The 25,657-nt window shown below is 50.8% G+C and carries 21 protein-coding genes and 1 tRNA gene; 14 read left to right on the top strand and 8 right to left on the bottom strand.

The window, feature by feature from the left end; all coding sequences use genetic code 11:
• Positions 1-2: 2 nt before the first annotated feature.
• Positions 3-2,255, bottom strand: a complete 2,253-nt coding sequence (locus H8K29_RS15035; RefSeq protein WP_186898233.1) for a TonB-dependent receptor — start codon at positions 2,253-2,255, stop codon at positions 3-5.
• Between the two features lie 284 nt (positions 2,256-2,539).
• Here H8K29_RS15035 and H8K29_RS15030 point away from each other — a divergent pair, with 284 nt between their 5' ends.
• The 3 genes from H8K29_RS15030 (at position 2,540) to H8K29_RS15020 (ending at position 5,600) form a co-directional block, all read left to right on the top strand.
• Positions 2,540-3,583, top strand: coding sequence for a LacI family DNA-binding transcriptional regulator (locus H8K29_RS15030; protein ID WP_186898232.1), 1,044 nt, complete (start codon positions 2,540-2,542; stop codon positions 3,581-3,583).
• Between the two features lie 57 nt (positions 3,584-3,640).
• Positions 3,641-4,582: an aliphatic sulfonate ABC transporter substrate-binding protein gene (locus tag H8K29_RS15025; protein ID WP_186898231.1), complete on the top strand. Its 942-nt coding sequence runs from the start codon at positions 3,641-3,643 to the stop codon at positions 4,580-4,582.
• Between the two features lie 88 nt (positions 4,583-4,670).
• Positions 4,671-5,600 (top strand): peptidylprolyl isomerase, encoded by a 930-nt coding sequence (locus tag H8K29_RS15020; protein ID WP_255423396.1) that lies wholly within the window; start codon positions 4,671-4,673, stop codon positions 5,598-5,600.
• A 127-nt stretch (positions 5,601-5,727) separates the two neighbouring features.
• On the opposite strand, the gene H8K29_RS15015 is transcribed toward H8K29_RS15020, so the two are convergent.
• The 6 genes from H8K29_RS15015 to aat all read right to left on the bottom strand — a co-directional run bounded on the left by H8K29_RS15015 (position 5,728) and on the right by aat (position 10,952).
• Positions 5,728-6,030, bottom strand: coding sequence for a hypothetical protein (locus tag H8K29_RS15015; protein ID WP_186898230.1), 303 nt, complete (start codon positions 6,028-6,030; stop codon positions 5,728-5,730).
• Between the two features lie 160 nt (positions 6,031-6,190).
• Positions 6,191-6,976 (bottom strand): ABC transporter substrate-binding protein, encoded by a 786-nt coding sequence (locus H8K29_RS15010; RefSeq protein WP_186898229.1) that lies wholly within the window; start codon positions 6,974-6,976, stop codon positions 6,191-6,193.
• A gap of 230 nt (positions 6,977-7,206) precedes the next feature.
• Positions 7,207-8,250, bottom strand: coding sequence for an aldo/keto reductase (locus tag H8K29_RS15005; protein WP_186898228.1), 1,044 nt, complete (start codon positions 8,248-8,250; stop codon positions 7,207-7,209).
• 48 nt (positions 8,251-8,298) lie between these two features.
• Positions 8,299-9,348: a quinone-dependent dihydroorotate dehydrogenase gene (locus H8K29_RS15000; protein WP_186898227.1), complete on the bottom strand. Its 1,050-nt coding sequence runs from the start codon at positions 9,346-9,348 to the stop codon at positions 8,299-8,301.
• Positions 9,349-9,489: 141 nt separating this feature from the next.
• Positions 9,490-10,218: an arginyltransferase gene (locus tag H8K29_RS14995; protein WP_186898226.1), complete on the bottom strand. Its 729-nt coding sequence runs from the start codon at positions 10,216-10,218 to the stop codon at positions 9,490-9,492.
• A gap of 17 nt (positions 10,219-10,235) precedes the next feature.
• Positions 10,236-10,952 (bottom strand): leucyl/phenylalanyl-tRNA--protein transferase, encoded by a 717-nt coding sequence (aat, locus tag H8K29_RS14990; protein WP_186898225.1) that lies wholly within the window; start codon positions 10,950-10,952, stop codon positions 10,236-10,238.
• 189 nt (positions 10,953-11,141) lie between these two features.
• Here aat and H8K29_RS14985 point away from each other — a divergent pair, with 189 nt between their 5' ends.
• Complete coding sequence (locus tag H8K29_RS14985; RefSeq protein WP_186885698.1) at positions 11,142-12,344, top strand: ammonium transporter; 1,203 nt, start codon at positions 11,142-11,144, stop codon at positions 12,342-12,344.
• A 120-nt stretch (positions 12,345-12,464) separates the two neighbouring features.
• Here H8K29_RS14985 and H8K29_RS14980 read toward each other — a convergent pair whose 3' ends face one another.
• Positions 12,465-13,037: an NUDIX hydrolase gene (locus tag H8K29_RS14980; RefSeq protein ID WP_186898224.1), complete on the bottom strand. Its 573-nt coding sequence runs from the start codon at positions 13,035-13,037 to the stop codon at positions 12,465-12,467.
• A 139-nt stretch (positions 13,038-13,176) separates the two neighbouring features.
• Here H8K29_RS14980 and H8K29_RS14975 point away from each other — a divergent pair.
• From H8K29_RS14975 to H8K29_RS14930, 10 genes are all read left to right on the top strand, one after another.
• A tRNA-Met gene (locus tag H8K29_RS14975) sits at positions 13,177-13,253 on the top strand.
• A 288-nt stretch (positions 13,254-13,541) separates the two neighbouring features.
• Positions 13,542-14,363 carry an SMC-Scp complex subunit ScpB gene (gene scpB / locus H8K29_RS14970; protein ID WP_186898223.1) on the top strand — a complete coding sequence of 274 codons (822 nt, stop codon included), beginning with the start codon at positions 13,542-13,544 and terminating at the stop codon, positions 14,361-14,363.
• Positions 14,344-15,933, top strand: coding sequence for a pseudouridine synthase (locus H8K29_RS14965; protein ID WP_186898222.1), 1,590 nt, complete (start codon positions 14,344-14,346; stop codon positions 15,931-15,933). The genes scpB and H8K29_RS14965 overlap by 20 nt, the downstream gene beginning before the upstream one ends.
• 215 nt (positions 15,934-16,148) lie before the next feature.
• Positions 16,149-16,634 (top strand): ribosome maturation factor RimP, encoded by a 486-nt coding sequence (gene rimP, locus H8K29_RS14960; RefSeq protein ID WP_186885702.1) that lies wholly within the window; start codon positions 16,149-16,151, stop codon positions 16,632-16,634.
• Positions 16,631-18,190: a transcription termination factor NusA gene (gene nusA / locus H8K29_RS14955; RefSeq protein ID WP_186885703.1), complete on the top strand. Its 1,560-nt coding sequence runs from the start codon at positions 16,631-16,633 to the stop codon at positions 18,188-18,190. The genes rimP and nusA overlap by 4 nt, the downstream gene beginning before the upstream one ends.
• A gap of 47 nt (positions 18,191-18,237) precedes the next feature.
• A complete protein-coding gene (gene infB / locus H8K29_RS14950; RefSeq protein WP_186898221.1) occupies positions 18,238-21,087 on the top strand; it encodes a translation initiation factor IF-2 in 2,850 nt (949 codons plus the stop codon).
• Positions 21,088-21,145: 58 nt separating this feature from the next.
• On the top strand, positions 21,146-21,535 hold the full coding sequence (gene rbfA / locus H8K29_RS14945) for a 30S ribosome-binding factor RbfA (protein WP_186885705.1): 390 nt from the start codon (positions 21,146-21,148) through the stop codon (positions 21,533-21,535).
• A gap of 35 nt (positions 21,536-21,570) precedes the next feature.
• A complete protein-coding gene (gene truB / locus H8K29_RS14940; RefSeq protein WP_186898220.1) occupies positions 21,571-22,503 on the top strand; it encodes a tRNA pseudouridine(55) synthase TruB in 933 nt (310 codons plus the stop codon).
• 188 nt (positions 22,504-22,691) lie between these two features.
• A complete protein-coding gene (gene typA, locus H8K29_RS14935) occupies positions 22,692-24,527 on the top strand; it encodes a translational GTPase TypA (protein ID WP_186885707.1) in 1,836 nt (611 codons plus the stop codon).
• 180 nt (positions 24,528-24,707) lie between these two features.
• The gene (locus tag H8K29_RS14930) at positions 24,708-25,589 is read left to right on the top strand and encodes a DMT family transporter (protein WP_186898219.1); all 882 of its coding nucleotides are present in this window, start codon (positions 24,708-24,710) and stop codon (positions 25,587-25,589) included.
• The last annotated feature ends 68 nt before the right edge of the window (positions 25,590-25,657 follow it).

Genomic DNA, 25,657 nt, shown 5'->3' with positions numbered 1-25,657 from the left:
TCTCAGAAATCCTTTCTGGCCGTGATGCCGAAATAGCGTTGATCGTCGCGGGGTACTGCACGGGTGACGTAGCCGCTGCTGTTGACCAGATTCGTCGCGTAACTCTTATCGCCCAGATTTTTTCCTATCAATGCAATTCGCCAGCCATTGTCGGATGAGGATAAGGCGATGCTCGCATTAATCAAACCGATGCTACCCTGTATCGTGTTAACCGACTGGAATAAGTCGTACTGCACTTTGCTTTGCCAGCTGTAGTCGGCAGACAGCTCCAGATGCAAGCCATTGGCCAGTGGAATGCCATAGCTGGCACGGCTGAAGCTTTTCCATTTAGGTGAGAACGGTAAGGTCTGACCATTCAGCGTGCAGGAGGCCGCGGCTGCCGCAGGGCAGTTGAACTGATCAATTCTGGCGTCGATATAGGCCAGCGATGTGCTCAGATTTAGACGGGAAACAGGGCGAGCTTCAACGTCAATTTCCACGCCACGCGTTGATACTTCGCCCGCATTGATCAGACGGGTGACAACTGCACCGGCGACGGTGTCATAAAAATTCGCCTGATAGTTTTTATAGTTGGTCTGGAATGCGGCCAGATTCACACTCAGCTTTTTATCGAAACCGATGGCCTTGATGCCGATTTCATAGGAGTCAGATGTTTCCGGTTTCAGCGCGAGCGTGTCGCGATTGAGCATGTTGAAGAATACATTGTAAGCAGGGCCTTTGTAGCCACGCGACACGGTTGCATACGTGCTGATGTCTTTGCTCAGATCATATTGCAAGCCTGTGCGCCCGGACCATGCACTTTCGGACGTTGATCCGGCATTGTTGGTGGCCGGTTGTACGCCGGCAAATGCTGTTGTCTGCGTTGAGGTGCGGGCATGGTTGTAAGAAAGCTCGTCACGTGTCCAGCGCGCGCCGGCAATCGCTTTCAATCCATCGCTGATCACGTAGTTGCCTTCGCCGAACAGGGAATAGCTATCGCTCGTAACACTATACGGCGCAAAACCGGAATTGATCGACGTTGCTGACGTCGTGACGATGCGTTGATAAGTTTCCTCATCTTTGCCATGCAGATAATAAGCACCGAGAACGTAATCGACGATGCTGTCTTTAGGTGAGGCCAGCCGTAATTCCTGTGAAAACTGGCGATAGTGCAGCGTGCCGATATCACGGGTCGCCGGAAAAGCAGCGCTGATACGACTGAGATCCGCGCTATTGCCTATGGCCGATGTGGTCGTGTGTTGTTCATTATCCCACTGGCGTGCGGCGGTGATGGAGGTGAGTGTGTAACCCTGACTGCGCCAGTCAATCTGTGCGGAAATCCCTTTGTTGAAATCGCTGATATCACTTGGAATATCGGTGCGGATCTGGCGATTTTCAGTGCTTGCGATCACTGGTGCAATCGCTTGTGAAAATGGTGCGCTGGTGGATTTGTAAGCGACAAATGTCGGTGAACTGTTTGAACGCAGATAGTCGGCAACCAGCGTGATATCAAGCTCGCTGTTCGGCGTTACCAGTACTTTCGCACGTAAGCCCTGACGGTCGAATCCATTCACCTTATTACCGCTGGTGACGTTATCGACATTACCGTCATATTTCGTGTCCAGCGCAGTCAGCGAGGCGCGTACTGTTTCCGGTATCAGCGTGCCGGAAACACCTGCCCGCAAGCGCCTTTCATTACCTTCAAAATACGAGGCGTCAATGAAACCGGAAGTGTCTTTGCCAGGTTTGCGGCTGACGACATTGAGCACACCCGAAGACGCATTTTTGCCAAACAAGGTGCCCTGCGGGCCACGCAATATTTCGATGCGGTCGATGTCGAGTAAGTCCAGCGTTGCCTGCCCAGGGCGAGCAAAGACGACACCATCCACGACGGTGGAAACAGTCGGTTCGACGCCGGGTGATGTGGAAATAGTGCCTATCCCACGGACGAAGATAGTGCTGTCTTTATTGCCTCCTTGCTGACGGAAATTCACACTCGGTAATTCTGCAGCAATACTGTCGATGCTGTTGCGATTCGCTTGTTCAAGCAGGTCGCCGTTGAGTACCGATACAGCGACAGGCACCGAACGTAAACTCGCTTCCCTGCGTGTGGCTGTCACTGTGACTGATGGCAGACCCGCCTGATCGTCACTTGCCGGAGGTGCTGCATTTTCAGCAGCAGCGGTGCTGATGGAAATTGCGGCAACGCTCAGCAAGCTTCCCAGTTGCTGAGCACGGCGACGCTGCAATAATTTGTTTTTTGTATTGATCTTCATGGTAGTCCTTTAATCCCTCAATCTTTGTAAATGCCATTCTGCAAAGCGCTGCTGCGTTGATGGTCTGCGTGCTCATCCTTTTCGTGTGTGATAACAGCAGTCTTACTGTGCAACGGCCTCTTAGTTGAATCGGTAATAAGCAACGAAGGAAATGCGACTTCGCTGCTGCCATCGGTGCTGTTAGAATTTGCATGGTACCGATACCATTTTTAGTTTCTTTGATGGCGATATCCAAGTCAAAGAATTAAAACAAGCATCTAAATGTCTTTTGAGAATATGCAGAAATGACGCAGGAAAACGGAACCCGAAAACGACGTGGCTCAGGCCGCGCGACCATACACGATGTCGCTAAAGCTGCTGGCGTCGGCTCAATTACCGTGTCACGCTATTTCAAGCAACCTGACACGGTATCGGCGGCATTGCGAGAGCGCATCCGCAGTGCAGTCAGCGCTTTGAACTACGTGCCGAATCTGGTGGCTGGAGGTCTGGCTTCGACCCACGGGCGGATTATCGGCATGGTGATACCGAATATTTCCGGCCCGATTTTTGCCAATACCATACAGAGTTTCAGTGATGTGCTGACGGCGCATGGCTATCAGCTGTTGCTGGCATCGAGCTATTTTTCTGAAGCACAGGAAGAAAGCGCAGTACGTACTTTTCTGGGATGGTCGCCAGCGGCGCTGGCGGTCACCAGTCAGTATCACAGCAAGGCAACCGGGCAATTACTGGCGACAGCCAATATCCCCGTAGTTGAAACCTGGGATTACGCACCGCGGCGCAAACATATACAAGTCGGTTTTTCGCATACAGAAGTAGGACGTCAGGCTGCCCGTTATTTGCTGGGCAAAGGATATCGCCGGATTGCGTTCGTACAAAACAGCGTGGCGAGCGATGAAAGTGCAATCGACCGGCGCGATGGATACGCTGAAGTGATGCGTGAACATGGCTTGAAGCCCTGGATGTTTATACCAACCGCCGCCACACCATTTGAGGCAGGAAAGCAGGCAATGGAAGCGCTGGCCTTACGTCAGCGCGGGGCGGCAGAAGCGATTATTTTTGCTAACGACAATCTGGCGGCATCAGCGATTCTTGCCGGGCAACGCGCAGGTATACGCATGCCGGAACAATGTGCGATCGTTGGTTTTGGTGACTATGCCATGTCCTCCATGTTGCTGCCGAGTCTGACGACGATACGGCCACCGGCGAAAGAAATTGGTGAGATTGCCGCCCTCAGAATTCTGGAAAGTCTGGGCGAAATTCCTTTATCCGGGCGTTTACAAAGATTGAATTTGCTGGCTTGTGAATTAGTGGAACGCGAAAGCGCCTGAGCGATAGGCTTACAACTGAGTGGCACAAGCAAGTGTCACAAATGAGAAAGAGACATCATGAAAAAATTAGTGAAGCTGAGTCTGTTTTTATATAGCCTGCTCGTCACCGTGACTGCTGTCGCGGACGATAAAGTGATAGGCATCGGCTTTCAGAAGGGCAGCGGTTTGCTGTCTGTGTTGAAAGCGCAGGGAACATTGGAAAAATCGCTGAGTGCACAGCAGCTCAAGGTGAAATGGATAGAGTTTCCAGCCGGGCCGCAATTGCTGGAGGCTTTACACGCTGGGAATGTGGATTTTGGTCTGACTGGCGCACCACCGCCGATTTTTGCACAAGCGGCCGGGGTCGATTTACTCTATGTCGGTGCTGAACCCGCATCACCATCTGCGGAAGCGATAGTGGTCGCTAAGGATTCTCCATTAAAAACGGTGGCTCAGCTAAGAGGAAAAAAAGTCGCCTTTCAAAAAGGCTCCAGTTCAAATTTGCTGGTGTTAGCGGCGCTGCGCAAAGCGGGTCTGAGCATGCAGGATATTCAGCCCGTCTATCTTGCACCGGCAGATGCGAGAGCGGCGTTTGTGAGTGGCAGTATTGATGCGTGGGTCATCTGGGACCCTTATCTGGCAGCGGTTCAGCACAGTTTGCCAGTTAGGGTACTGGCTGACCATCAGGGTTTGTTACCGGCGAATAGCTTTTATGAAGCCTCCCGTCGCCTTGCGGAAAAATCGCCAGCCGCGCTGAATATCATTCTGAACCAGTTGGCGCAGACCGGTGCGTGGGCGCGAGCGAATCCACAATTATTGGCCGGTATCATCGCGCCGCAATTAGGGTTGCCGCCCGCCGTTATCGAAACCTGGCAGGCGCGTAGTCGCTATGGGGTTGTGCCTGTCAGTGCAGATATTGCTGGGCGTCAGCAGGAAATCGCTGATCTGTTTTATCAAAATAAGCTCGTCCCCAAACCTGTCAATATTCGCCAGCAGGTGTGGCTGTGGAATCCCAAATAATCAGCCGTGTTTTTGTATTTCTTTTATATTTTTTGTATTAACATCAGGCGGGTTTAGTCGTTCTTTTAATTTCTTCCGGAGCCTGTTTATGTCTTCACGTCGTACTGTTGTTGCCTCCTGCATTTTTGCCGGAACCATGCTTGCCACGCTGAGCTTTGCGTTTCCAGCGCTGGCTAAAGATGCCGTGTTGAAATCGGCAAAGACCATGCCCGAACTGATCAAGGCGTCATCGCCTGCAGACTGGCGTGCGCTGAATCCGGAAAACACCTTGTATCTGGAATTGGAAAAAGGCCGTGTCGTGATCGAGCTGGCACCGGATTTCGCTCCGCAACATGCGGCGAATATCAAGGCGCTGATACGCGAAGGTTATTTCGATGGTTTAGCCATTGTGCGTTCGCAGGAAAATTATGTCGTGCAATGGGCAGACCCAGATGAAAAACGCGAACTGAAGACCGCGAAAAAAAATCTGGAGCCGGAATTTACAGTGCCTTATTCCTCACAATTGCCATTCACCCGCTTGCCGGATGCGGATGGTTATGCGCCGCAGGTGGGGCATGCGAATGGCTTTGCCGCAGGCAGAGATCCTAAGGCGGGCAAAGCGTGGCTGGCACATTGTTATGCCAGCGTTGGTGTCGCACGCGGGAATGAATCGAATAGCGGCAGCGGCACATCTTTGTATGTGGTGACCGGCCATGCACCACGTCAGTTAGACAGAAATATCACGGTAGTCGGGCGCGTCATGCAGGGCATGGAATTGCTGACCACGCTGCCACGCGGCACAGGCGCACTGGGGTTTTATGAAAAGCCGGAACAACGCACACCGATCATCGCGATGAAAGTCGCCGCTGATGTGCCGGACGCAGAACGCAGCAAACTGGAAATCATTCGTACTGAATCTGCGACGTTTAAAGCGATTGTCGCAGCGCAGAGAAATCGCGGCGGTGAATGGTATAAAGTCCCTGCCGGATATATAGATTTATGCAATGTGCCTTTACCGGTAAGGCAGCAAAAAAACTGAAAAAGTACTGAAGTTTTTCTTGCTGTTGAACTGTTTTAGTCAGTATCCACAAATAAAAAAAGCACATTCAATGTGCTTTTTTTATTGAGAGGAAAAATTCACTCTGACATTACTGAATTTTTCTGTCTTATTTTTCTGTCACCGCACCCGCCGGTTTTCTGAGTGTGTCCAGACCTGGCGGGTTGGCATTAAACCACAGCCACCCTGTATCGATAGCATGATGTCTGAGACTCCATTGATTGAAACTGGCACGTACAAGTATCACTGAAAATAAGCAGATGGACAGCGCGCAGACAAGTCCGAAGGCGTATAACAGGACTTTCCAGTACGGCACACCAGGTACCGCACTTTGCGCAAACATCAGAATAATGCCTGTGAGTGCGAACAGACAAATCAGGGACTTGCTCAGGGTAGATTGCAATCGCAGCACGTTGATTCTCCTTGGTAACTTCATCAGAAAGACAGACAACAAAATTTGCAAATGATTACTGTCAATTAATCTACAGAGAAATAAAGCGCTACGCAAATATTTTTCTATTGTTAAGTACCAATGTTGCTGAATTAGTCGGGCGCTGGACAAAATGTACTGACTATTTCATATATTGATCATTCATCGCATCCAGAGTTTTATCCTTTTTCATTTCTTCCATGGCTTTGTTGACGGCGGTGATGATCCTGGAATAATCCTTTTTCTTATTGAATGCCAGATAGCTAGGGACAGATTCAACACTGGGACTCAGTTCTCTGACTTTGTCCGCTACGCCCGCTTTTTTGGCGGCGCTCAGAAATACATCCCGATAACTCGGCGCCAGGTCAAAGCGTTCTGCTGCCAGCATCTTGACCAAGGAATCTATGCTGATCGTTTTGCTGACGTTACTCCACGCACCTGTATTGATCATGCCATCAATCTTTTCGCCGTAACTGGTGCTCTGGATGACACCGATTTTTACCGGTGCTAATTTTGATAAGTCGCCGTCAAACTGGATCGTGGAATTTGTGCGAACGAACAGCGCTTCAACCTGGGTCATGACGGGTATGGCGGTGAAACTTAGAAATGCTTCACGTTCGGGGGATTTGAACGAAGAAAATACGCCATCAACGGTGCCATCGCGCGCTTCTGAAAGGCAACGCGCCCACGGTTTTAATTCTATTCTGATTGGATAGCCAGCACGGCGGAACGCCTCGGTAACGATATCGACCAATAGTCCTGCTGGTTTGCCATTTTCCATATAGGCCGTTGGCCGGCTATCTGCCGCGGCCAGAACCAGCGTCTCGGCCTTTGCTGTACGGATTGCGGAAACAGCGAGCAAGGAAATAAAAAAAATCGCCAGAAGCCAGTGCGTCCATTTTGCATTGGTATCAGTTTTCTGATGCATCTGATGGCGCTCCTCAGTGACTAAGGATCTGGTTTGGTCTGACAAAAAACACGCAGGCATCTATCAAACCACAGAGACAGACAGCATTTGTCGACGGTTTTTAATATAACTTTTGAAACATCCTACCTCAAAAAAAAAGCTTGATCGATTTTATTGATGGAACGGAACGGGCAGGCGTATCGGTGCCAGTACGTCTGCCCGCAAGAGCGTTTGCATTGATGTGCGTAGTATCACTGCGCCGGATTATGGCTCTCCGCGTGGATTTTTTCTATCGCGGCAATCAGCTCATCGCTGAGTTCGACTTCGTAAGCATCAATATTTTCTTTGAGTTGTTTCAGGCTGGTCGCACCGATAATGGTGCTGGCGACGAACCAGCGTGAATAACACCAGGCGAGCGCGAGTTGGGTTGGCGTCAGGCCGTTCGCGCGTGCCAGATCGGCGTAACGCTTCGCCGTTTCCAGCACCAGCGGGCGGGTGTAACGCGGGCTCCAGCTGGGCGGGAACAAGGTTAGCCGACCATGCGCATTGAGGTCATCGGCATATTTGCCGGTCAGCTGGCCGAATGCCAGCGGGCTGTAGGCGAGCAGGCCGACATTTTCGCGGAAGCAGGTTTCATCCAGCCCTTGTTCAAAAGCGCGGTTCATCAGGTGATAAGCATTCTGTATCGAAGCGATGCGTGGGGCGTTTTGTTTTTCTGCCTGATGGATAAATTCGCTGACACCCCAAGAGGTTTCATTCGAGACGCCGATGGCGCGGATTTTTCCGGCTTTGACCAGTTCATCCAATACGCTCAGCGTCTCTGCAATTGCGGTATACGGGCGTTCCAGCGCCGGGTCAAATTGTTTTTGTCCGAAGATAGGCGCGTTGCGACTCGGCCAGTGCAATTGATATAAATCGATGTAATCGGTTTGCAGTCGTTTCAGGCTGGCGTCAACCGCGGCGCGGATATTGGCAGCATTCAGATCATTGTGGCCGTTACGTATCCATGGCATGCCACGGGCAGGCCCCGCGACTTTGGTGGCAAGAATAATATCGCGGCGTTTGCCGGATTTTTTGAGCCAGCTGCCGATGTATTGTTCAGTTTTTCCCTGCGTTTCGGCGCGGGGCATGACCGGATACATTTCTGCCGTGTCGATAAAATTGATCCCGCGTTCGATTGCGTAATCGAGCTGACTGTGCGCTTCGGCTTCGGTGTTTTGTTCACCGAATGTCATGGTGCCGAGGCAGATTTTAGAAACTTTTAATTCACTGTTGCCGAGGTGTGTTGTTTGCATTTTTTCTCTCAACGATCATTCATCAAACATTGTTCCAACATTTTTAAATTAATACGAGCGTACGTTGTGCAGCACTGCGGCGCATTCCCTGATCAGCGCTGGGCCTTGATAAATCAGGCCGGAATACAGTTGTACGAGTGACGCGCCTGCCTGTATTTTGGTCACTGCATCCTCGCCGGAAAAAATGCCGCCGACGCCGATGATGGGCAATTCTTCGCCGAGCTCTGCTTTCAGAGCGCGGATTACGCGATTCGATAATTCAAACACGGGTTTGCCGGATAAACCGCCAGCTTCTTCTGCATGGGGCAGACCTTGCACCGCATCGCGGGTGATCGTGGTATTGGTGGCGATGACGCCATCCATCTTGTGACGCAACAGCGCATCGGCGATGGTTTTGATTTGCTCGGCATCGATATCCGGTGCAATTTTCAGCGCCACAGGCACATAGCGCTTATGTTGATCCGCCAGGCGTTGCTGCGCGTCTTTCAGTTGCGACAGCAAGCTGTCTAACTCGCCCGCGCCTTGTAACTGGCGCAGGTTTTTGGTGTTCGGTGAAGAAATATTCACCGTCACATAACTCGCGTACGGATACACTTTTTGCAGGCAGTGCAGATAATCTTCGGCAGCGCGTTCTATCGGCGTGTCGGCGTTTTTGCCGATGTTCAGGCCGAGCACGCCTTGCTTTTCCTGATAAAAGCGTGACGATTGCACATTGTTGACGAATGCATCAACGCCGCCGTTGTTGAATCCCATACGGTTGATGATCGCTTCTGCTTTTGGCAGGCGGAACATGCGTGGCTGCGGGTTGCCCGGTTGCGCGCGCGGCGTGACGGTGCCGATTTCTATCGAGCCAAAACCGAGCGCGGCGAGGCCGTCGATGTAGGCGCCGTCTTTGTCCAACCCCGCCGCCAGCCCGACCGGATTCGGGAAATGCACCCCCATGACAGTACGCACATCGGCGGCGGGCTTGCTGATCAGACCGCCAAGACCGAGATGGCAGAGTCCGCGCAGGGCAGGCAAGGCAAAGTGGTGGGCGGCTTCCGGTTCCATTGCGAACAGTAACGGACGTGCCAGCGAGTAAAGTAAGTTATTTGCCATGATATTTATAAAAAATGGGGGGGTATATAAGAAAAAAGCCGAATTGTCAGCGTAAATAGTGGGCTTTAAAAAATACTGGGGGGAGTATATTTGAGCTGTTTTTCCGCATTTTGATGTGTTTTCAGATGATTCTCAGACTGATTACGCCGCCAGCGTTTGCCATTGTCCATGCATCAGCGCGTCAAGCGGCCTGAAATTGGTTTTGTAAGCCATCTTGGCGCTGGCGGCAATCCAGTAGCCAAGATAAACATAGGGCAGTTTTAATTCTTTGCTCTGCCGTATTTGCCACAAGACGTTGTAGGTGCCATACGAGGCGGCTGCTTCATCTGGTTCAAAAAACGTGTAGACAGAAGACAAGCCGTCGCTCAGCACATCGATGATGCTGACCATTTTCAGTACATGGTGTTCATCGCGGAATTCAACCAGTCGTGTATTGACCCGGCTTTGCAACAGGAACTGCGCGTACTGTTCACGGCTGTCCGTATCCATGCCGCCGCCAGCATGACGCTGATTTTGGTAGCGCTGATACAGTTCATAGTGCTCGTGCGAATACGCGAGTGACGTGACGCGCGGCACCAGGTTGACGTGCTTTTTCCACGCCCGGCGCTGACTGCGGTTTTCGTTGAACTCATCGACCCGCACTCTGACCGGGGTACAGGCATTGCAGGTATCGCAATACGGCCGGTAAATAAAAATACCGCTACGCCGGAAACCTTTTCTGACCAGTTCTGAATACGTGTCTGCATTGATCAGATGCGCCGGCGTTGCTACTTGCGAACGCGCCTCCAGTCCTTCCAGATAGCTGCAAGGGTAGGGCGCGGTTGCATAAAACTGTATGCTGGCAAAAGGAAGTTCGTTGAGTTGCGTCACGGTGATTTACTTTGCTGTCATTGATATAGCGCCCTCAGCGGTTGCCATTCCTCGATCATCGGTTGTGTGGTTGCCTGTGCTATCCATCGGATAAAGTCGGCGCGGGCAATGGGTTTCGCGCCCAGTGAAGCCAGGTGCGCTGTCTCTTGCTGGCAGTCTATCATTTTCACCCCGTGTTCACGTAAGAAAAATACCAGATGACTCAGCGCAATTTTGGAGGCATTCGATACCCGCGCAAACATCGATTCGCCATAAAACATGCGACCGATGCAAACGCCGTAGGCACCGCCGACTAACTCACCGTCAAGCCAGACTTCCGACGAATGCGCGTAACCGAGCTGATGCAGGCCGCAATATCCCGCCACGATGTCTTCGGATATCCAGGTGCCGTTGCCATCTTTGCGCGGTGCAGCACAGGCGCGCATGACTTGTTCAAAGGCTGAGTCAAAACGAATTTCCCAGCGGGTATCGGTACGGATTTTTTTTAAGCTCTTTTTCAGACTGTCTGAAATTTTGAAGTCAGACGTTTGCAGCACCATGCGCGGGTCGGTGGACCACCATAATATGGGCTGGCCTTCAGAAAACCACGGAAAAATACCTTGCCGATATGCCATCAAAAGGCGCTGCGGCGACAGATCGGCACCTGCCGCGAGCAGGCCCGCAGCACCATCGCGATCAGTGAGTGCCGTTGCCGCATCTGGAAAGGGCGATTCCGCTTCTAACCAGGGGATCATTGTGATCCTTTCTGGCGTCGCACTAAAACAGCGCTTTTTATGAGTGCAAAATGCCTGTGCATGGTGCGTGTTAAATTGATATTATCCATAAAATTCAATAACTTAAGGTGTTTGCACCAAATTGGAATATTTATTGCTTTATCTCTGTGAAACTAATTAAGAAGTGCACACTTAAGGGGAGGTATCAGCATGAACGTACAAATAGATGGCGCCAATGCTTTGTTTATTTTGCTTGGTGCAATCATGATTCTAGCAATGCATGCGGGATTTGCGTTTCTGGAGTTAGGTACCGTGCGTAAAAAAAACCAGGTCAATGCGCTGGTGAAGATTATTGTCGATTTTGCGGTATCGACGATTGCTTATTTCTTTGTCGGTTACAGCATCGCTTATGGTATCCAGTTTTATTCTGGCGCCGAAGTGCTGGTGGCAAAAAATGGTTTTGAGCTGGTGAAGTTTTTCTTTTTGCTGACCTTTGCGGCAGCGATACCGGCGATTATTTCCGGAGGTATCGCTGAACGTGCCAAGTTTTATCCGCAATTGATTGCGACTGCGGTACTGGTTGGTGTTTTATATCCTCTGTTTGAAGGCATCGCCTGGAATCATCGCTTCGGCATTCAGGATTGGCTGAAAGCGGCTTTTTCTGAAGAGTTTCATGATTTTGCCGGTTCTGTGGTGGTGCATGCTTTTGGCGGATGGGTCGCGTTGCCTGCGGTGCTGCTGCTTGGCGCGCGGCGCGGCCGGTATATGAAAAATGGCGCGATTGCGGCGCACCCGCCTTCCAGCATTCCGTTTCTGGCGCTGGGCGCATGGATATTAACGGTGGGCTGGTTCGGCTTCAACGTCATGAGCGCACAGACGCTGGATAAGATGAATGGCCTGGTGGCGATTAATTCCCTTATGGCGATGGTGGGCGGTACGCTGGTCGCTTTGCTGATGGGGAAGAATGATCCCGGCTTTGTGTATAACGGCCCACTGGCTGGGTTGGTTGCGGTTTGCGCAGGCTCCGATCTGATGCATCCTTTGGGGGCGTTGATCACTGGCGGTGTGGCCGGTGCTATTTTTGTCTGGATGTTTACCTGGACGCAAAATAAATGGAAGGTGGATGATGTGCTCGGCGTCTGGCCTTTGCATGGCTTGTGCGGCGCGTGGGGCGGAATTGCTGCCGGAATTTTTGGTCAGAAAATGCTGGGTGGGCTGGGCGGCGTCAGTTTATTATCGCAAGTCTTTGGTACCGTGCTCGGCATTGTAATTGCGTTTTCCGGTGGTTATGCAATTTATGGTTTGCTGAAAAAAACTATGGGCATACGTCTGGATCCTGAGCAGGAATTCGAGGGCGCTGATTTGTCGATACATAAAATTTCATCAACGGCAGAGCGCGAATCCAGTTGGTGATTCCTGTTAAAACTCATTCAGAAAACTGCTGAACGTCGATAGCATCGTGTGCAGTCAATAAAAAAAGGGTGGAATTTCCACCCTTTTTTGTTCCGTTTCATTTTTATCCCGGTTTATTGTTCAGCCTTCTTGCTGCATAGGTTTAAAGATGTCATGAGCATAGAGCCGATAACATTCGCCCTTCTGCGCGCGGCGATAGTTTTCAAAGAAAAATTTCAGGGTGTAACTGATGGTGGGAAAGGCAATGTCATCCCAGGGAATTTCTTTTTCAGAAAACAGTTGCACGGCTAGACTTTCAACCCCAGCCGCATAATTCAGATCGAGTAAAGTGGCACGATAAAACAGGTGCACCTGATGCACGTGCGGCACATTCAGAATAGAAAATAAGTCATGCAACTGGATATTGGCACCGGCCTCTTCCTCAGTTTCTCTTTGTGCGGCCTGAGCGGTGGTTTCATTGTTTTCCATGAATCCGGCCGGTAAGGTCCAATAGCCATAGCGCGGCGCAATCGCCCGTTTGCACAGCAGGATTTTTAATTCACCGTTCTCTTCCCATACCGGAATTGAGCCAACGACCATCTTGGGGTTTTGATAGTGAATAGCGCCGCAAGACGTGCAGACGAAACGTTCACGGGTATCGTCAGCGGGTATCTTCAGCTCGACGGGGGCCGCGCAGTCGGAACAGAATTTCATGGTGAATGGCGAAAAAATTAAGCAATTTCAGCAGTGTATCAATTCGTCGCGCGTTTGGCGTGCTTTGGCCGGTAATTGAAATCGCATGGCGAAAGATTTGCGCAAAGCAGCAAAAACGTGTATAGTCTATCTCTTCAGACGCGGGGTGGAGCAGTCTGGCAGCTCGTCGGGCTCATAACCCGAAGGTCGTAGGTTCAAATCCTGCCCCCGCAACCAGAATTACAAAAAAAAGCCGCGTTATTACGTGGCTTTTTTTACTTTGAACGATGATTTATTTTTGATTGTCTTCCTGAATCTGGACTACAATCTAGCATCTACTAATTTGATGGGTTGGGCGTGCAGATTTGCGTCCTGAAAATACACCCTGATCTGGCCCGCTTGATGGGCGTCGACACCTGAATGGGTTGCGACAAAATTAAATGCATAAAGGTGTGGGTTGAAGCTGGTTTGTTCATGCTTCGTCCTGCTGTATGACATCTATTAAACCCGTGTAATTATATTTGCATGAATACTGCTGAGGCAAAGCGAGTCCTCGAAACAGCCTTGTTATGCGCGCTTGAGCCGCTGACGGTGAATTCTATGAAGAAGCTGTTTCAGGAAACTGACGATCAAGGTGACGTGGTTGGTGCTGACACCATTAAATCGATGCTGGAAGATTTGCGTCTCGATTGGTCGGATAAAGGCATAGAGCTGGTCGGTCTGTCGAATGGCTGGCGTTTTCAGAGTCGCCCTGAAATGCGCGCCTATATCGATCGCCTTAATCCTGAAAAGCCGCCAAAATATTCCAGAGCAACGATGGAAACCCTGGCCATTATCGCTTATCGCCAACCTGTGACGAGGGGGGATATCGAGGAAATTCGCGGCGTGACTGTTGCTTCGCAAATGATCAAGGCTCTGGAAGATCGTTGTTGGATTGAGGTGATTGGTCATCGCGACGTTCCGGGGCGACCAGCATTGTTCGCAACGACCAAGCAGTTTTTAAGTGATCTTGGTCTGGCCTCGCTGGATCAGTTGCCACCTTTGCAGCAAATTACCAAGGATGCGTCGGAGGACTCTGTTGAGTTATCTGTGGCTGAACCTGTATTGAGTGGTCTTGCGGATCAGTTGAGCGCAGGTGTGCAAGAGAGTTTAAGTTTGACGCAGTCCTCTTCTGATGAGATTGCGTCTGAGCGGGAAGTTGATGGCGACGTCGTTGATGTTGAGCTTTCTGCTGTTGGGAAATTAAGTGATCAGGCTGCCGAAGAGTCGGTGCCAGATATGGAGCCGGGTGCTGATCAGCTTCAGCAGCCTCAAATAGAATTAAAGAATGAATCCAATGAATCCTGAAGATGTGAAAGCCGATCAGACGCAAAGCGATGCTGATAATGGGAAGCAAGTGAAGCGTGGCGTGCGCGGTCCTCGCAATATGCGCAGAACGCGTGCCAAGTCTGATGTTGCTGTGCCGGTCGATGCGACTGGATCTGGAGGTGCTGAGTTTGGCGCTGCTACGCCTGACGCTGGTGAACGTCCGGCTCGTACGTCGAATCAGAATCGTCAGCGCAAGCCGCGCGCCGATCGTCCTGATGGTGGGCAGTCGTCTTCGCGCGCTGAACGTCCTCCGCGTGAAGCTGGTTCTGCCGGTGCAGGTGTGCGCGGTAATGGGCGTCGTCCACAGCAGGCGAAAGGTGGCCGGCGTGATGCTGCGACTCCGGATGATGTATTTTCATTCGTCACTTCTGAAGCGTTTGATGCGGATGTCACTGAGGATGATAAAACGAAGGGCCGGGGGCGCAACGCTAAGCCTGTGCGTCGCGACTTGACTGCGGATGATGATGCGCCGAAGTTGCACAAGGTGTTGGCGGAGGCGGGTCTTGGTTCGCGTCGCGATATGGAGGATCTGATTGTTGCCGGGCGTGTTTCAGTTAATGGCGAGCCCGCGCATATCGGTCAGCGAATTTTGCCAACAGATCAGGTGCGTATCAATGGTAAGCCGATTATGCGCAAAGTGAGTAAAAAGCCGCCGCGCGTCCTGATTTACCATAAGCCTGCCGGTGAAATTGTCAGTACGAATGATCCAGAGGGGCGCAATTCGGTATTTGAAAGTCTGCCGACGATGAAGGTTGGTAAGTGGTTGGCGGTCGGTCGCCTGGATTACAACACGGAAGGGTTGTTGTTATTTACAACCTCTGGTGATCTGGCGAACCGTCTGATGCATCCTCGTTATGGTATCGAGCGCGAATACGCCGTGCGTACCCTGGGTGAGTTGGAAGAGGGTATGCGTCAGCGTTTGCTGGCAGGTGTTGAGCTGGAAGATGGCTTGGCGCAATTCTCCAAAATCACTGATGGTGGTGGTGAGGGGGTGAATAAGTGGTATCGGGTGATTATTGGTGAGGGTCGTAATCGTGAGGTGCGGCGTATGTTTGAGGCGGTTGGGCTGACTGTTTCACGTCTGATTCGTACTCGTTATGGTGCGATGACATTGCCTGCTAATCTGAAGCGTGGTCGGTGGGAGGAGTTGGGTGAGGATGCGGTGCGTAGTCTGCTGAAATTAAGCGGGCTCGAAAAAACGGCTTCTGATAAGCCTGCGGCAAAAAGTGGCAAAACCTATGGCAATAAAGTGCCGTTTGGTGTAACACCTTTTACGCAAAAGCAACCGTCTTTCCCTATGTCTGGCGGGCGTGGTGAATATGGCGCTGGTCGTGGCGGCAGCGCAAATGGTAATAAGTCTGGCGGTGCTGGCAACTACGGAAATGGTGGCGGAGGTGCTGGCAATAAACGCAGCAGACAACCTGATCCACTGCAAACAGCGCTGGGATTCCCTGATGCTGGTCAGCAACGACGCGGGCCGACAGCCAGAGGAAGTGGGCAGGCGATAGGACAAGGGATTGCGGCGCGCAGACGTTCACGTGGTGCTTGATTTTGTGGTATGAATTGTCGTGGTTTTACCCTGTTTTCCATTGCGATGGGGTAAATAATCGTTTATAATCTGGCAGTTAGTAGATTATGCCTGATATGTTGTTTGACTCGGGTGCTACAAAAAAAGATGGGCAGTTGCCCATTTTTTTTTGGTCTTATCGTTTGATATGCCTGAGTTTTCGTATGTGTACAGGTTTGTGACTTTCGGAGAATAGTTTGGTTTTGTTGGATTTAATAGAGAAGACTGTCAACGGCACTGGATATGATCTGGTGGATTTTGAGCAGGCTGAACGTGGCTTGTTCAGAGTGTACATCGATTTTTTACCGGACGACATTGAGAAGGGCAATATCACAGTCGAAGATTGTGAGAAAGTCAGTCATCAATTGTCGCATGTGTTGACGGTTGAAAATGTTAATTACAATCGTCTGGAAGTGTCTTCGCCAGGCCTCGACAGGCCGCTGAAGAAACTTGCGGATTATGTGCGTTTTGCGGGTGAAAAAGCGACAGTAAAATTACGTATGCCTTTGCCCGGTACGCCAAACCGTAAAACTTTCGAAGGCATATTACATGAGCCTGAAGGTGATAATCTGAAGCTGGAATTTGAAGTAAAAGATGGGTCGGCTCTGCTGGAGTTTTCGCTCGCCGATGTGGATAAGGCACACCTGGTGCCACAAGTGGATTTTAGGAGTCGCAAAGCATGAGTCGTGATTTGTTGTTATTGGTTGATGTGCTGGCACGCGAAAAAAATGTCGATGAAGAAGTTGTTTTCGGCGCGCTCGAGCATGCTTTGGCGCAAGCGACAAAAAAGCGTTTTCCAGGTGAAGTAGATATTCGCGTTGAAATTGATCGCGACACTGGTGAGTTTCGCTCGTTCCGCCGCTGGCATGTGGTTCCTGATGAGGCTGGCTTGCAGCTGCCAGATCAGGAGATTCTGCATTTCGAAGCGGTCGAAGATGACGCCGAAATTCAGATTGGTGACTATATCGAAGAAGAAATCGAGTCTGTTGATTTCGGGCGCCGTTTTGCACAAGATACCAAGCAAGTGGTATTGCAGCGCATTCGTGATGCTGAGCGTGAACAAATTCTGGCGGACTTCCTTGAGCGCGGCGATTCTCTTGTTACCGGTACGATTAAACGTATGGAGCGTGGTGACGCGGTGGTCGAGTCTGGTAAAATTGAGGCTCGCCTGCCACGCGATCAGATGATTCCTAAGGAAAATCTGCGTGTTGGTGATCGTGTCCGTGCATATATTTTGCGTATTGATCGTAATGCTCGCGGACCACAGGTGATCTTATCCCGTACAGCACCCGAATTCATCATGAAATTGTTTGAGCTGGAAGTGCCCGAAATTGAACAGGGTTCTCTGGTAATCAAGTCTGCAGCTCGCGACCCAGGTGTTCGCGCGAAAATCGCTGTTTATACTGCCGATAAACGTATTGATCCTATTGGTACCTGCGTTGGTATGCGTGGTTCCCGCGTGCAGGCTGTGACTGGTGAGCTCGGCGGCGAGCGCGTTGATATCGTGTTGTGGTCCGAAGATCCAGCTCAATTTGTCATCGGTGCATTGGCACCGGCGAATGTGTCGTCCATCATGGTGGACGAAGATAAGCATGGTATGGATGTGGTGGTTGACGAAGAAAATCTTGCGATTGCCATAGGCCGTAGCGGTCAGAATGTACGTCTCGCAGCTGAATTGACTGGCTGGCAAATTAATATCATGACAGCAGAAGAATCTGCCAACAAAGCAGAGCAGGAAACTGCCGGTATCCGTGCTTTGTTCATGGAAAAACTGGATGTTGATCAGGAAGTTGCTGAAATTCTGGTGGAAGAAGGATTCTCCAGTCTGGAAGAGATCGCTTATGTGCCTATCACTGAAATGCTGGAAATTGAGGCATTTGACGAAGATACGGTTACTGAATTGCGTAACCGTGCACGTGATGCGCTTTTGACGGAAGCGATCGCTTCTGAAGAAGGCCTGGAAGGCATGGATGATGAACTGATCAACCTCGAAGGCATGACACGTGTGACCGCTGGCAAGCTGGGACTGGCTGGCATCAAGACACTGGCAGCTTTTGCTGGTTTGGCATACGACGAATTTGGCGCGATTTTGGCATTGTCTGCCGACCGTTCACGCCATTTAATTAAAGAAGCATTTGAAGATGTGACCGATGATGAGATGAAACTCATCGACGCTAAATATGATGATCAGGCCAAGGCTTTGTTAGCCAATGCCTGGAAACTCGTAGAAGCAAAGTAATTCACGGGTTTCATATTCATAACGCGCACATAGAAAAAGAGGACTGAATGGCGAGTAACAACGTTGCCCAATTTGCCACCGAGCTGAAAATGTCAGCGGATTTGTTGCTCACGCAATTGCGTGGGGCAGGTGTCGAAAAAAATTCGACGTCAGATTCATTGACAAAAGAAGATAAAGACCGATTGCTGGAACATTTGCGTCGTTCGCATGGATCTTCGGTTGACATTGAAAAGAAAAAAATCACTGTGACTCGTAAAGAGACAACGGAGATTAAGCAGGCGGATGCTACAGGCAAATCTCGCACCATTCAGGTTGAAGTTCGTAAGAAGCGTACGTTCGTCAAACGCGATGAAGTGGTCGCGGATGACGCGGCGGCGCGGACTGTAGCAGCAGAGCCTGAAGAGCCAGCGGTCAGCGAGGAAGATGCGCGCCGCGAGGCTGAGTTGATTGCACGACAAGAAGCTGAGCTGCGTGAAAAGCAGGAGCGACTTGCTAAGCTGGAAGCCGAAAAAGAAGCGCAGGCAAAAGCAATGCGTGAAGCGGCTGAAGCTGAAGCGGCAAAAGCGGCGGCAGATCAATTGAAGGCAGAGCAAGCGGCGGCAGCTGCTGCAGCAGCAAAAACTGTGGAAGTGAAGCCTTCCCAGTCAGATGAAGAGAAAAAACGTTTGGACGCAGAAGAAGCAAAGAAAAAAACTGCCTTAGAAGCAAAAGAGGCGGCTGATCGTGCAGCAGCAACAGAAAAAGCAAGAAAAGCAGTGGCTGACGAAGTTGCGCAGATCAAAGAAATGATGAATGCAGCGCGTCGGCCTGTGAAGGCTGCACCACCTGCGCCTGCAGTTGCCCCTAAGGCTGAAGGTACTTTGCATAAGCCTGCCGATAAAAAAGCCGGCGATAAAAAGCCAGTTGCGGCAAGTGCAGACAAGAAAGACGAGAAAAAACCGGCTGTTGGTGATAAGAAAGCGATTAAATCCGCGAATGTATCTTCGACCTGGCAGGAAGATTCTAAAAAACGTAGCGGTGGTCTGAAAACCCGCGGTGATACCTCCGGTGGTCGCGACGGCTGGAAAGGCGGTCCTAAAGGACGCCGTAACAGTCATCATGAAGAGCGTGAATCGAACTTCCAGGTACCGGTCGAAGCGATTGTGAAAGATGTGTTTGTACCTGAAACACTGACAGTGGCGGAGTTAGCGCACAAGATGTCCGTGAAGGCATCTGAAGTCATCAAACATTTGATGAAATTAGGTCAGATGTGCACGATTAACCAGGTGCTCGATCAGGAAACAGCAATGATTCTGGTTGAGGAGATGGGGCATAAAGCATTCGCTGCAAAACTCGATGATCCGGAAGCTCTGTTGACGGACGTTGCAGAACACGCCGAGTACGAATCCTTCCCGCGCGCGCCGGTAGTGACGGTAATGGGTCACGTTGATCACGGTAAAACATCGTTGCTGGATTATATTCGTCGCGCCAAAGTGGCGTCTGGCGAAGCTGGTGGTATTACGCAGCACATTGGCGCCTACCACGTTGAAACACCGCGTGGCATGATCACTTTCCTCGACACGCCGGGCCATGAAGCATTTACTGCGATGCGTGCACGTGGTGCACAAGCGACCGATATCGTGATTCTGGTGGTGGCGGCTGATGATGGCGTGATGCCGCAAACAAAAGAAGCGATTGCACATGCAAAAGCGGCTGGCGTGCCACTCGTGGTTGCTATCAATAAAATTGATAAACCGGGTGGCAATGCAGATCGCGTGACTCAGGAACTGATCGCTGAAAGCGTCGTTCCAGAAGAATACGGTGGCGATTCACCATTCGTTCAGGTGTCCGCAAAAACCGGTCTGGGCATAGACTCACTGCTGGAAAACGTTTTGCTGCAAGCGGAAGTGCTGGAGTTGAAAGCACCGAAAGATGCGCCAGCCAAAGGTTTGGTTGTTGAAGCACGTCTGGATAAAGGTCGCGGTACGGTTGCTACTATTCTGGTGCAGTCCGGTACTCTGAAGCGTGGCGATGTGGTGCTGGCAGGTTCTTCTTATGGCCGCGTCCGTGCGATGTTGGATGAGAATGGCGCCAACATTACCGAAGCTGGCCCGTCGATTCCTGTAGAGATTCAGGGTTTGACAGAGGTGCCGGCAGCGGGTGAAGAAGTCATGGTGATGGTTGATGAACGTAAAGCACGTGAAATTGCTTTGTTCCGTCAAGGTAAATTCCGTGATGTCAAACTTGCTAAACAGCAGGCAGCTAAACTCGAAAACATGTTTGAAAACATGGGCGAGGGCGAAGTTAAAAACCTGCCTATCATCGTCAAAACCGACGTACAAGGTTCGCAGGAAGCTCTGGTTCAGTCTTTGCAGAAATTGTCTACCAGCGAAGTGCGTGTACAGGTTGTACACGCGGCAGTTGGCGGCATCTCTGAAAATGACGTTAATCTGGCGGTTGCCTCTAAGGCCGTTATTATTGGCTTTAATACCCGTGCTGATGCGTCTGCACGTAAGCTGGCCGAGTCGAATGGTGTAGATATTCGCTACTACAACATCATTTACGATGCAGTCGATGAAGTGAAAGCGGCCTTGTCTGGCATGCTGGCTCCGGAAAAACGCGAGCAGATCATCGGTATGGTTGAAGTTAAACAGGTATTCCTGGTCAGCAAAGTCGGCGCTATCGCAGGCTGTCTGGTCACTGATGGTGTGGTCAAGCGTACATCGTCAGTTCGTCTGTTGCGTAACAATGTCGTGACCTGGACTGGTGAGCTGGATTCCCTGAAACGTTACAAAGATGACGCTAAAGAAGTTCGCGCCGGTATGGAGTGTGGTTTGTCGCTGAAAGGCTATAACGACATTCAGGTTGGCGATAACCTAGAAATATTTGAAGTACAGGAAATTGCACGTACTCTGTAATTCAAGCCAACCCCGGCCCAGGCCGGGGTTGTAGTTTATAGAGGCAAAAAAATAATTTATGGCAAAACATAGTAAAAATATACCGGGACGTGGTTTGCGCGTTGCTGATCAGATTCAGAAAGATCTGGCTGAAATTATCTGGTCTGAGTTAAAAGACCCGCGCGTCGGCATGATCACGCTGACGGAAGTGCAGCTCACGCCCGATTACGCACACGCAAAAATTTTCTTCACGACCTTGGCGGATGATGCTGTCGCAATCAAAGCAACCAATGATGCGCTGACACGTGCCGCTGGTTTCCTGCGGGCCCAATTGGGCTTGCGTTTGCATATCCACACTCTGCCGCAATTGCACTTCATCCACGACACCTCAACAATACGTGGCATGGCCATGTCTAAGCTGATTGATGAAGCAAATGCCACTCGCGCTAAAGACGACGGCGAAAACTGATCTCTGACCGGAGTTCACTCTGGTTTTCCAGGCTTATGACAACTCAGATTAAAAAACGTCCCCGTGTTCCTGTGCACGGCGTCTTGCTATTGGATAAACCGGTTGGCTTTTCCAGTAATGACGCATTGATAAAAGCAAAGCGCTTTCTGAATGCGATGAAAGCCGGTCACACGGGCACGCTGGATCCATTTGCAACCGGCTTACTGCCTTTGTGTTTTGGTGAAGCGACCAAATTTTCGCAGGATTTGCTGGAAGCGGATAAAACGTATACGACAGTTGTGCATCTTGGCATTACTACCACGACCGGTGATACTGAAGGCGATGTGCTTGAGACGAAAAGCGTTGATGTCACGGAAGAGCGGATACGGCAGGTGTTGACACAATTCACAGGCCCGATTGTGCAGGTTCCTCCTATGTATTCGGCACTGAAGCGTGATGGCAAGCCTTTGTATGAGTATGCGCGGGCGGGCGTCACACTGGAACGTGAAGCGCGCAATGTGGTAATTCATGAGTTGGAATTTCTTGGCTATGATGCTCCGTTGCTCAGCCTGAAAGTGAAGTGCAGCAAAGGGACGTATGTCCGCGTACTGGGTGAGGATATCGGCGCTGCGCTCGGATGCGGTGCGCATCTGAAAGAATTGCGCCGGATTCAGGTCGGTCATCTGGTATTAGAAAAATCCATTACGCTGGACTATCTGGAGTCTCTGCCTGAAGAACAGCGACTGGCTTTGCTTGATCCGGTGGATGCTTTGCTATCCAGTTTTCCTGCAGTGCATTTGAATGAAGAATTAGCCGTACGTTTTCTGCATGGACAACGGCTGGCGCTTGGCAAAGAAGCCGTTAAGCTGCCGCAAATGACTGGCAGAGTCCGCGTGTATCGGGATACTGACGGGAAATTACTGGGTTCTGCTCAGCTACAGGAATTCGGTATTCTTGCACCGGAGCGCCTGATTAATACGCAGGAATAATATTTATCCGCACAAAGGAATGATCTGATGATGTTGTGTGGCAGGCGTGATGGATGCCTGAAGTGCCTATCATCATTTCCGTTGTCATCGCTTTGTAGCAACTCCTTGAAATAATAGGCGTTTTATGCTTTTGCGTTGCAGCATGTTATAATCGTCGGTTATCCGATTTACCCCAAATGAACGTTACCATGTCCACTACAAAACGCGCTATTCGTAACATCGCCATTATCGCTCACGTCGATCACGGCAAAACCACACTGGTTGACCAATTATTGCGTCAATCCGGTACTTTCCGCGAAAACCAACAGGTCGATTCCCGCGTGATGGATTCGAATGATATCGAAAAAGAACGTGGTATCACGATTCTGTCCAAAAACTGCGCAGTGGAATACAAAGGCACGCACATCAACATCGTTGATACCCCGGGCCATGCTGACTTTGGTGGTGAAGTGGAACGTGTATTGTCCATGGTTGACAGCGTTTTGTTGCTGGTGGATGCGCAAGAAGGCCCAATGCCACAAACACGTTTTGTGACACGTAAAGCACTTGCGCTGGGTCTGAAACCTATCGTCGTTGTGAACAAGATCGACCGTGAAAATGCTGATCCGCAAAAAGCAGTTAACGCGACTTTCGAATTGTTCGACAAGCTCGGTGCAACTGACGAACAACTGGATTTCCCGATTGTCTATGCATCCGGTTTCAAAGGTTATGCGGGTCTGGAAGACACAGTGCGTGACGGTAATATGGAGCCATTGTTTGATGCGATCCTGAAACACGTTCCTGCGCGTGAAGATGATCCGAATGGCCCGTTGCAATTGCAAATCACGTCGCTGGAATATTCTTCTTACGTTGGTAAGATCGGCGTTGGCCGTATCCTGCGCGGTAAAGTCAAAGCATTGCAAGACGTCGTCTGGATGAACGGTCCTGATGACAAGCCAACGAAGGCACGTATCAACCAGGTTCTGACTTTCAAAGGTCTGGATCGCGTACAAGTGGATGAAGCACTGGCTGGCGATATCGTGCTGATCAATGGTATCGAAGAAATCGGTATCGGTTCGACTATCTGCGCGCCAGATGCGCCAGAAGGCTTGCCTATGCTGAAGATCGATGAGCCTACTTTGACGATGAACTTCATGGTCAACAGCTCGCCGCTGGCTGGCCGCGAAGGTAAATTCGTGACTACCCGTCAGATCCGCGATCGTCTGGAAAAGGAATTGAAATCGAACATGGCGTTGCGCGTTGTGCAGGCTGAAGGTGATGATTCCACATACGAAGTTTCTGGTCGTGGTGAGTTGCATCTGACGATTCTGATCGAAAACATGCGTCGTGAAGGTTTCGAGCTGGCCGTATCCCGTCCACGCGTCGTATTCAAAATGGTCGATGGCGTACGTCATGAGCCATACGAAAACCTGACCGTTGACGTTGAAGAAACGAACCAGGGTGGCGTGATGGAAGAATTGGGTCGTCGTCGTGGCGATCTGCAAAATATGGAACCGGACGGTAAAGGTCGTGTGCGTCTGGAATACCGCATTCCAGCACGTGGTCTGATCGGCTTCCAGGGCGAATTCATGACATTGACACGTGGTACAGGTTTGATGAGTCACGTGTTTGATGACTACGCACCAGTGGATAACACCAAAGGCGAATTGGCTGGTCGTCGCAATGGCGTGTTGATTTCTCAGGATGACGGCGCTGCTGTTGCTTATGCGATCTGGAAACTGCAAGATCGCGGCCGTATGTTCGTCAGCCATAACGATCCAGTGTACGAAGGCATGATCATCGGTATCCATTCCCGTGACAATGACCTCGTGGTTAACCCGATCAAAGGTAAACAGCTGACCAACGTTCGTTCCTCCGGTACGGATGAGGCGGTGCGCCTGGTGCCACCAATTCAAATGTCTCTGGAATATGCGGTTGAGTTTATTGAAGATGACGAACTGGTGGAAGTTACACCGAAGAGTATCCGTTTGCGCAAGCGTTTCCTGAAAGAGCACGAGCGTAAAAAAGCATCACGCGAAGCGTAATTGCTGAGGTATTCATGCGCTGTGGCGCATGAAGATCAACCCGTTTCGCTCTTGCCTCAGGTGGGAGTCAAACGGGTTTTTTGTTGAGCAGATAGTGCCGCCCAACGTTGATTCGCAGGGTGGCGAAAGCCATACATCATGACTGGTGCATGGCTGAATATATTGATAAGCAGGTAGGGAATGCCAAACAAGCTAAGCCACCGTGGCGCGGTGATTCTAATGATTGTGACCGCCACTTTGTGGAGCATTGCGGGTGTCTTTACGCGGCATCTGGATTCGGCAAAAGGATTTGAGGTCACCTTCTGGCGCAGTTTGTTTGCCGGCTTATTCGTGCTGGTGGCGATGGTGAAGCAATATGGCCGTGGATTTGTTCCCCGCCTGCGTTTGCTTGGTAGGCTGGGATTTTTATCCGGTTGTATGTGGGCGACCATGTATTCCTGTTTCATGATCGCGATGACCATGACGACGGTGGCGAATACCTCGATTATGGAAAGCCTCGCGCCTTTATTTACCGCATTTCTGGCCTGGCTGATATTGCGCGAACGGATTCCGGCGCGCACATGGTGGGCGATTGCAGCGGCTTGCATCGGCATGGGATGGATGTTTGCGGGCAGTTTGTCGGAGGTCGATTCGCGCGGCTTGCTCGGCATGCTGATTGCACTCGGCGTACCAGTGGCGGCCTCAGTGAATGTGATCTTGCTGAAAAAAGGCGGCCATACCGTTGATCTGATTCCCGCAGTATTTCTTGGCGGTTCTATTTCCGCGCTGGTGATGCTGCCGTTTGCGTTGCCATTGCAGGCATCGTTGCATGATGTGGTATTGCTTGCGATTTTGGGATTCTTTCAGCTGGGTTTGCCATGCATGTTGATGGTCAGAGCCTCTGCTAGCCTGACTGCGCCAGAAATTTCTTTGCTGTGTTTGCTGGAAGTATTACTGGCACCGATCTGGGCGTGGCTGGGCGCGGGCGAAGTGCCTGCGCAGGCAACGATCACCGGCGGCGTTATCGTGTTGATTGCGCTGGTGTTGAATGAACTGGCATCGATGCGCGAGAGTTCATCCTGATCAGGTCTCCGGTACACGGTATTTGTGTCAGCTTATTGGTATATTTCTTAGTGTGATTATTTTAGTGC

The sequence above is a fragment of the Undibacterium sp. CY21W genome (assembly GCF_014284265.1).
Classification (GTDB): domain Bacteria; phylum Pseudomonadota; class Gammaproteobacteria; order Burkholderiales; family Burkholderiaceae_D; genus Undibacterium; species Undibacterium aquatile.
Note: the sequence above shows the minus strand (reverse complement) of the source record. Positions and strands in the feature narration are given on the sequence as shown.

What these genes read in the sequence shown, in the direction of transcription:
- H8K29_RS15000 (WP_186898227.1), bottom strand. Translation starts at nt 9,348, where the DNA reads ATGGCAAATAACTTACTTTACTCGCTGGCACGTCCGTTACTGTTCGCA.
- aat (WP_186898225.1), bottom strand. Translation starts at nt 10,952, where the DNA reads ATGATCCCCTGGTTAGAAGCGGAATCGCCCTTTCCAGATGCGGCAACG.
- truB (WP_186898220.1), top strand. Translation starts at nt 21,571, where the DNA reads ATGACAACTCAGATTAAAAAACGTCCCCGTGTTCCTGTGCACGGCGTC.
- H8K29_RS15005 (WP_186898228.1), bottom strand. Translation starts at nt 8,250, where the DNA reads ATGCAAACAACACACCTCGGCAACAGTGAATTAAAAGTTTCTAAAATC.
- H8K29_RS15035 (WP_186898233.1), bottom strand. Translation starts at nt 2,255, where the DNA reads ATGAAGATCAATACAAAAAACAAATTATTGCAGCGTCGCCGTGCTCAG.
- H8K29_RS14965 (WP_186898222.1), top strand. Translation starts at nt 14,344, where the DNA reads ATGAATCCAATGAATCCTGAAGATGTGAAAGCCGATCAGACGCAAAGC.
- H8K29_RS14985 (WP_186885698.1), top strand. Translation starts at nt 11,142, where the DNA reads ATGAACGTACAAATAGATGGCGCCAATGCTTTGTTTATTTTGCTTGGT.
- scpB (WP_186898223.1), top strand. Translation starts at nt 13,542, where the DNA reads ATGAATACTGCTGAGGCAAAGCGAGTCCTCGAAACAGCCTTGTTATGC.
- H8K29_RS15025 (WP_186898231.1), top strand. Translation starts at nt 3,641, where the DNA reads ATGAAAAAATTAGTGAAGCTGAGTCTGTTTTTATATAGCCTGCTCGTC.
- infB (WP_186898221.1), top strand. Translation starts at nt 18,238, where the DNA reads ATGGCGAGTAACAACGTTGCCCAATTTGCCACCGAGCTGAAAATGTCA.
- H8K29_RS14980 (WP_186898224.1), bottom strand. Translation starts at nt 13,037, where the DNA reads ATGAAATTCTGTTCCGACTGCGCGGCCCCCGTCGAGCTGAAGATACCC.
- H8K29_RS15020 (WP_255423396.1), top strand. Translation starts at nt 4,671, where the DNA reads ATGTCTTCACGTCGTACTGTTGTTGCCTCCTGCATTTTTGCCGGAACC.
- nusA (WP_186885703.1), top strand. Translation starts at nt 16,631, where the DNA reads ATGAGTCGTGATTTGTTGTTATTGGTTGATGTGCTGGCACGCGAAAAA.
- H8K29_RS15010 (WP_186898229.1), bottom strand. Translation starts at nt 6,976, where the DNA reads ATGCATCAGAAAACTGATACCAATGCAAAATGGACGCACTGGCTTCTG.
- H8K29_RS15030 (WP_186898232.1), top strand. Translation starts at nt 2,540, where the DNA reads ATGACGCAGGAAAACGGAACCCGAAAACGACGTGGCTCAGGCCGCGCG.
- rbfA (WP_186885705.1), top strand. Translation starts at nt 21,146, where the DNA reads ATGGCAAAACATAGTAAAAATATACCGGGACGTGGTTTGCGCGTTGCT.
- H8K29_RS14930 (WP_186898219.1), top strand. Translation starts at nt 24,708, where the DNA reads ATGCCAAACAAGCTAAGCCACCGTGGCGCGGTGATTCTAATGATTGTG.
- typA (WP_186885707.1), top strand. Translation starts at nt 22,692, where the DNA reads ATGTCCACTACAAAACGCGCTATTCGTAACATCGCCATTATCGCTCAC.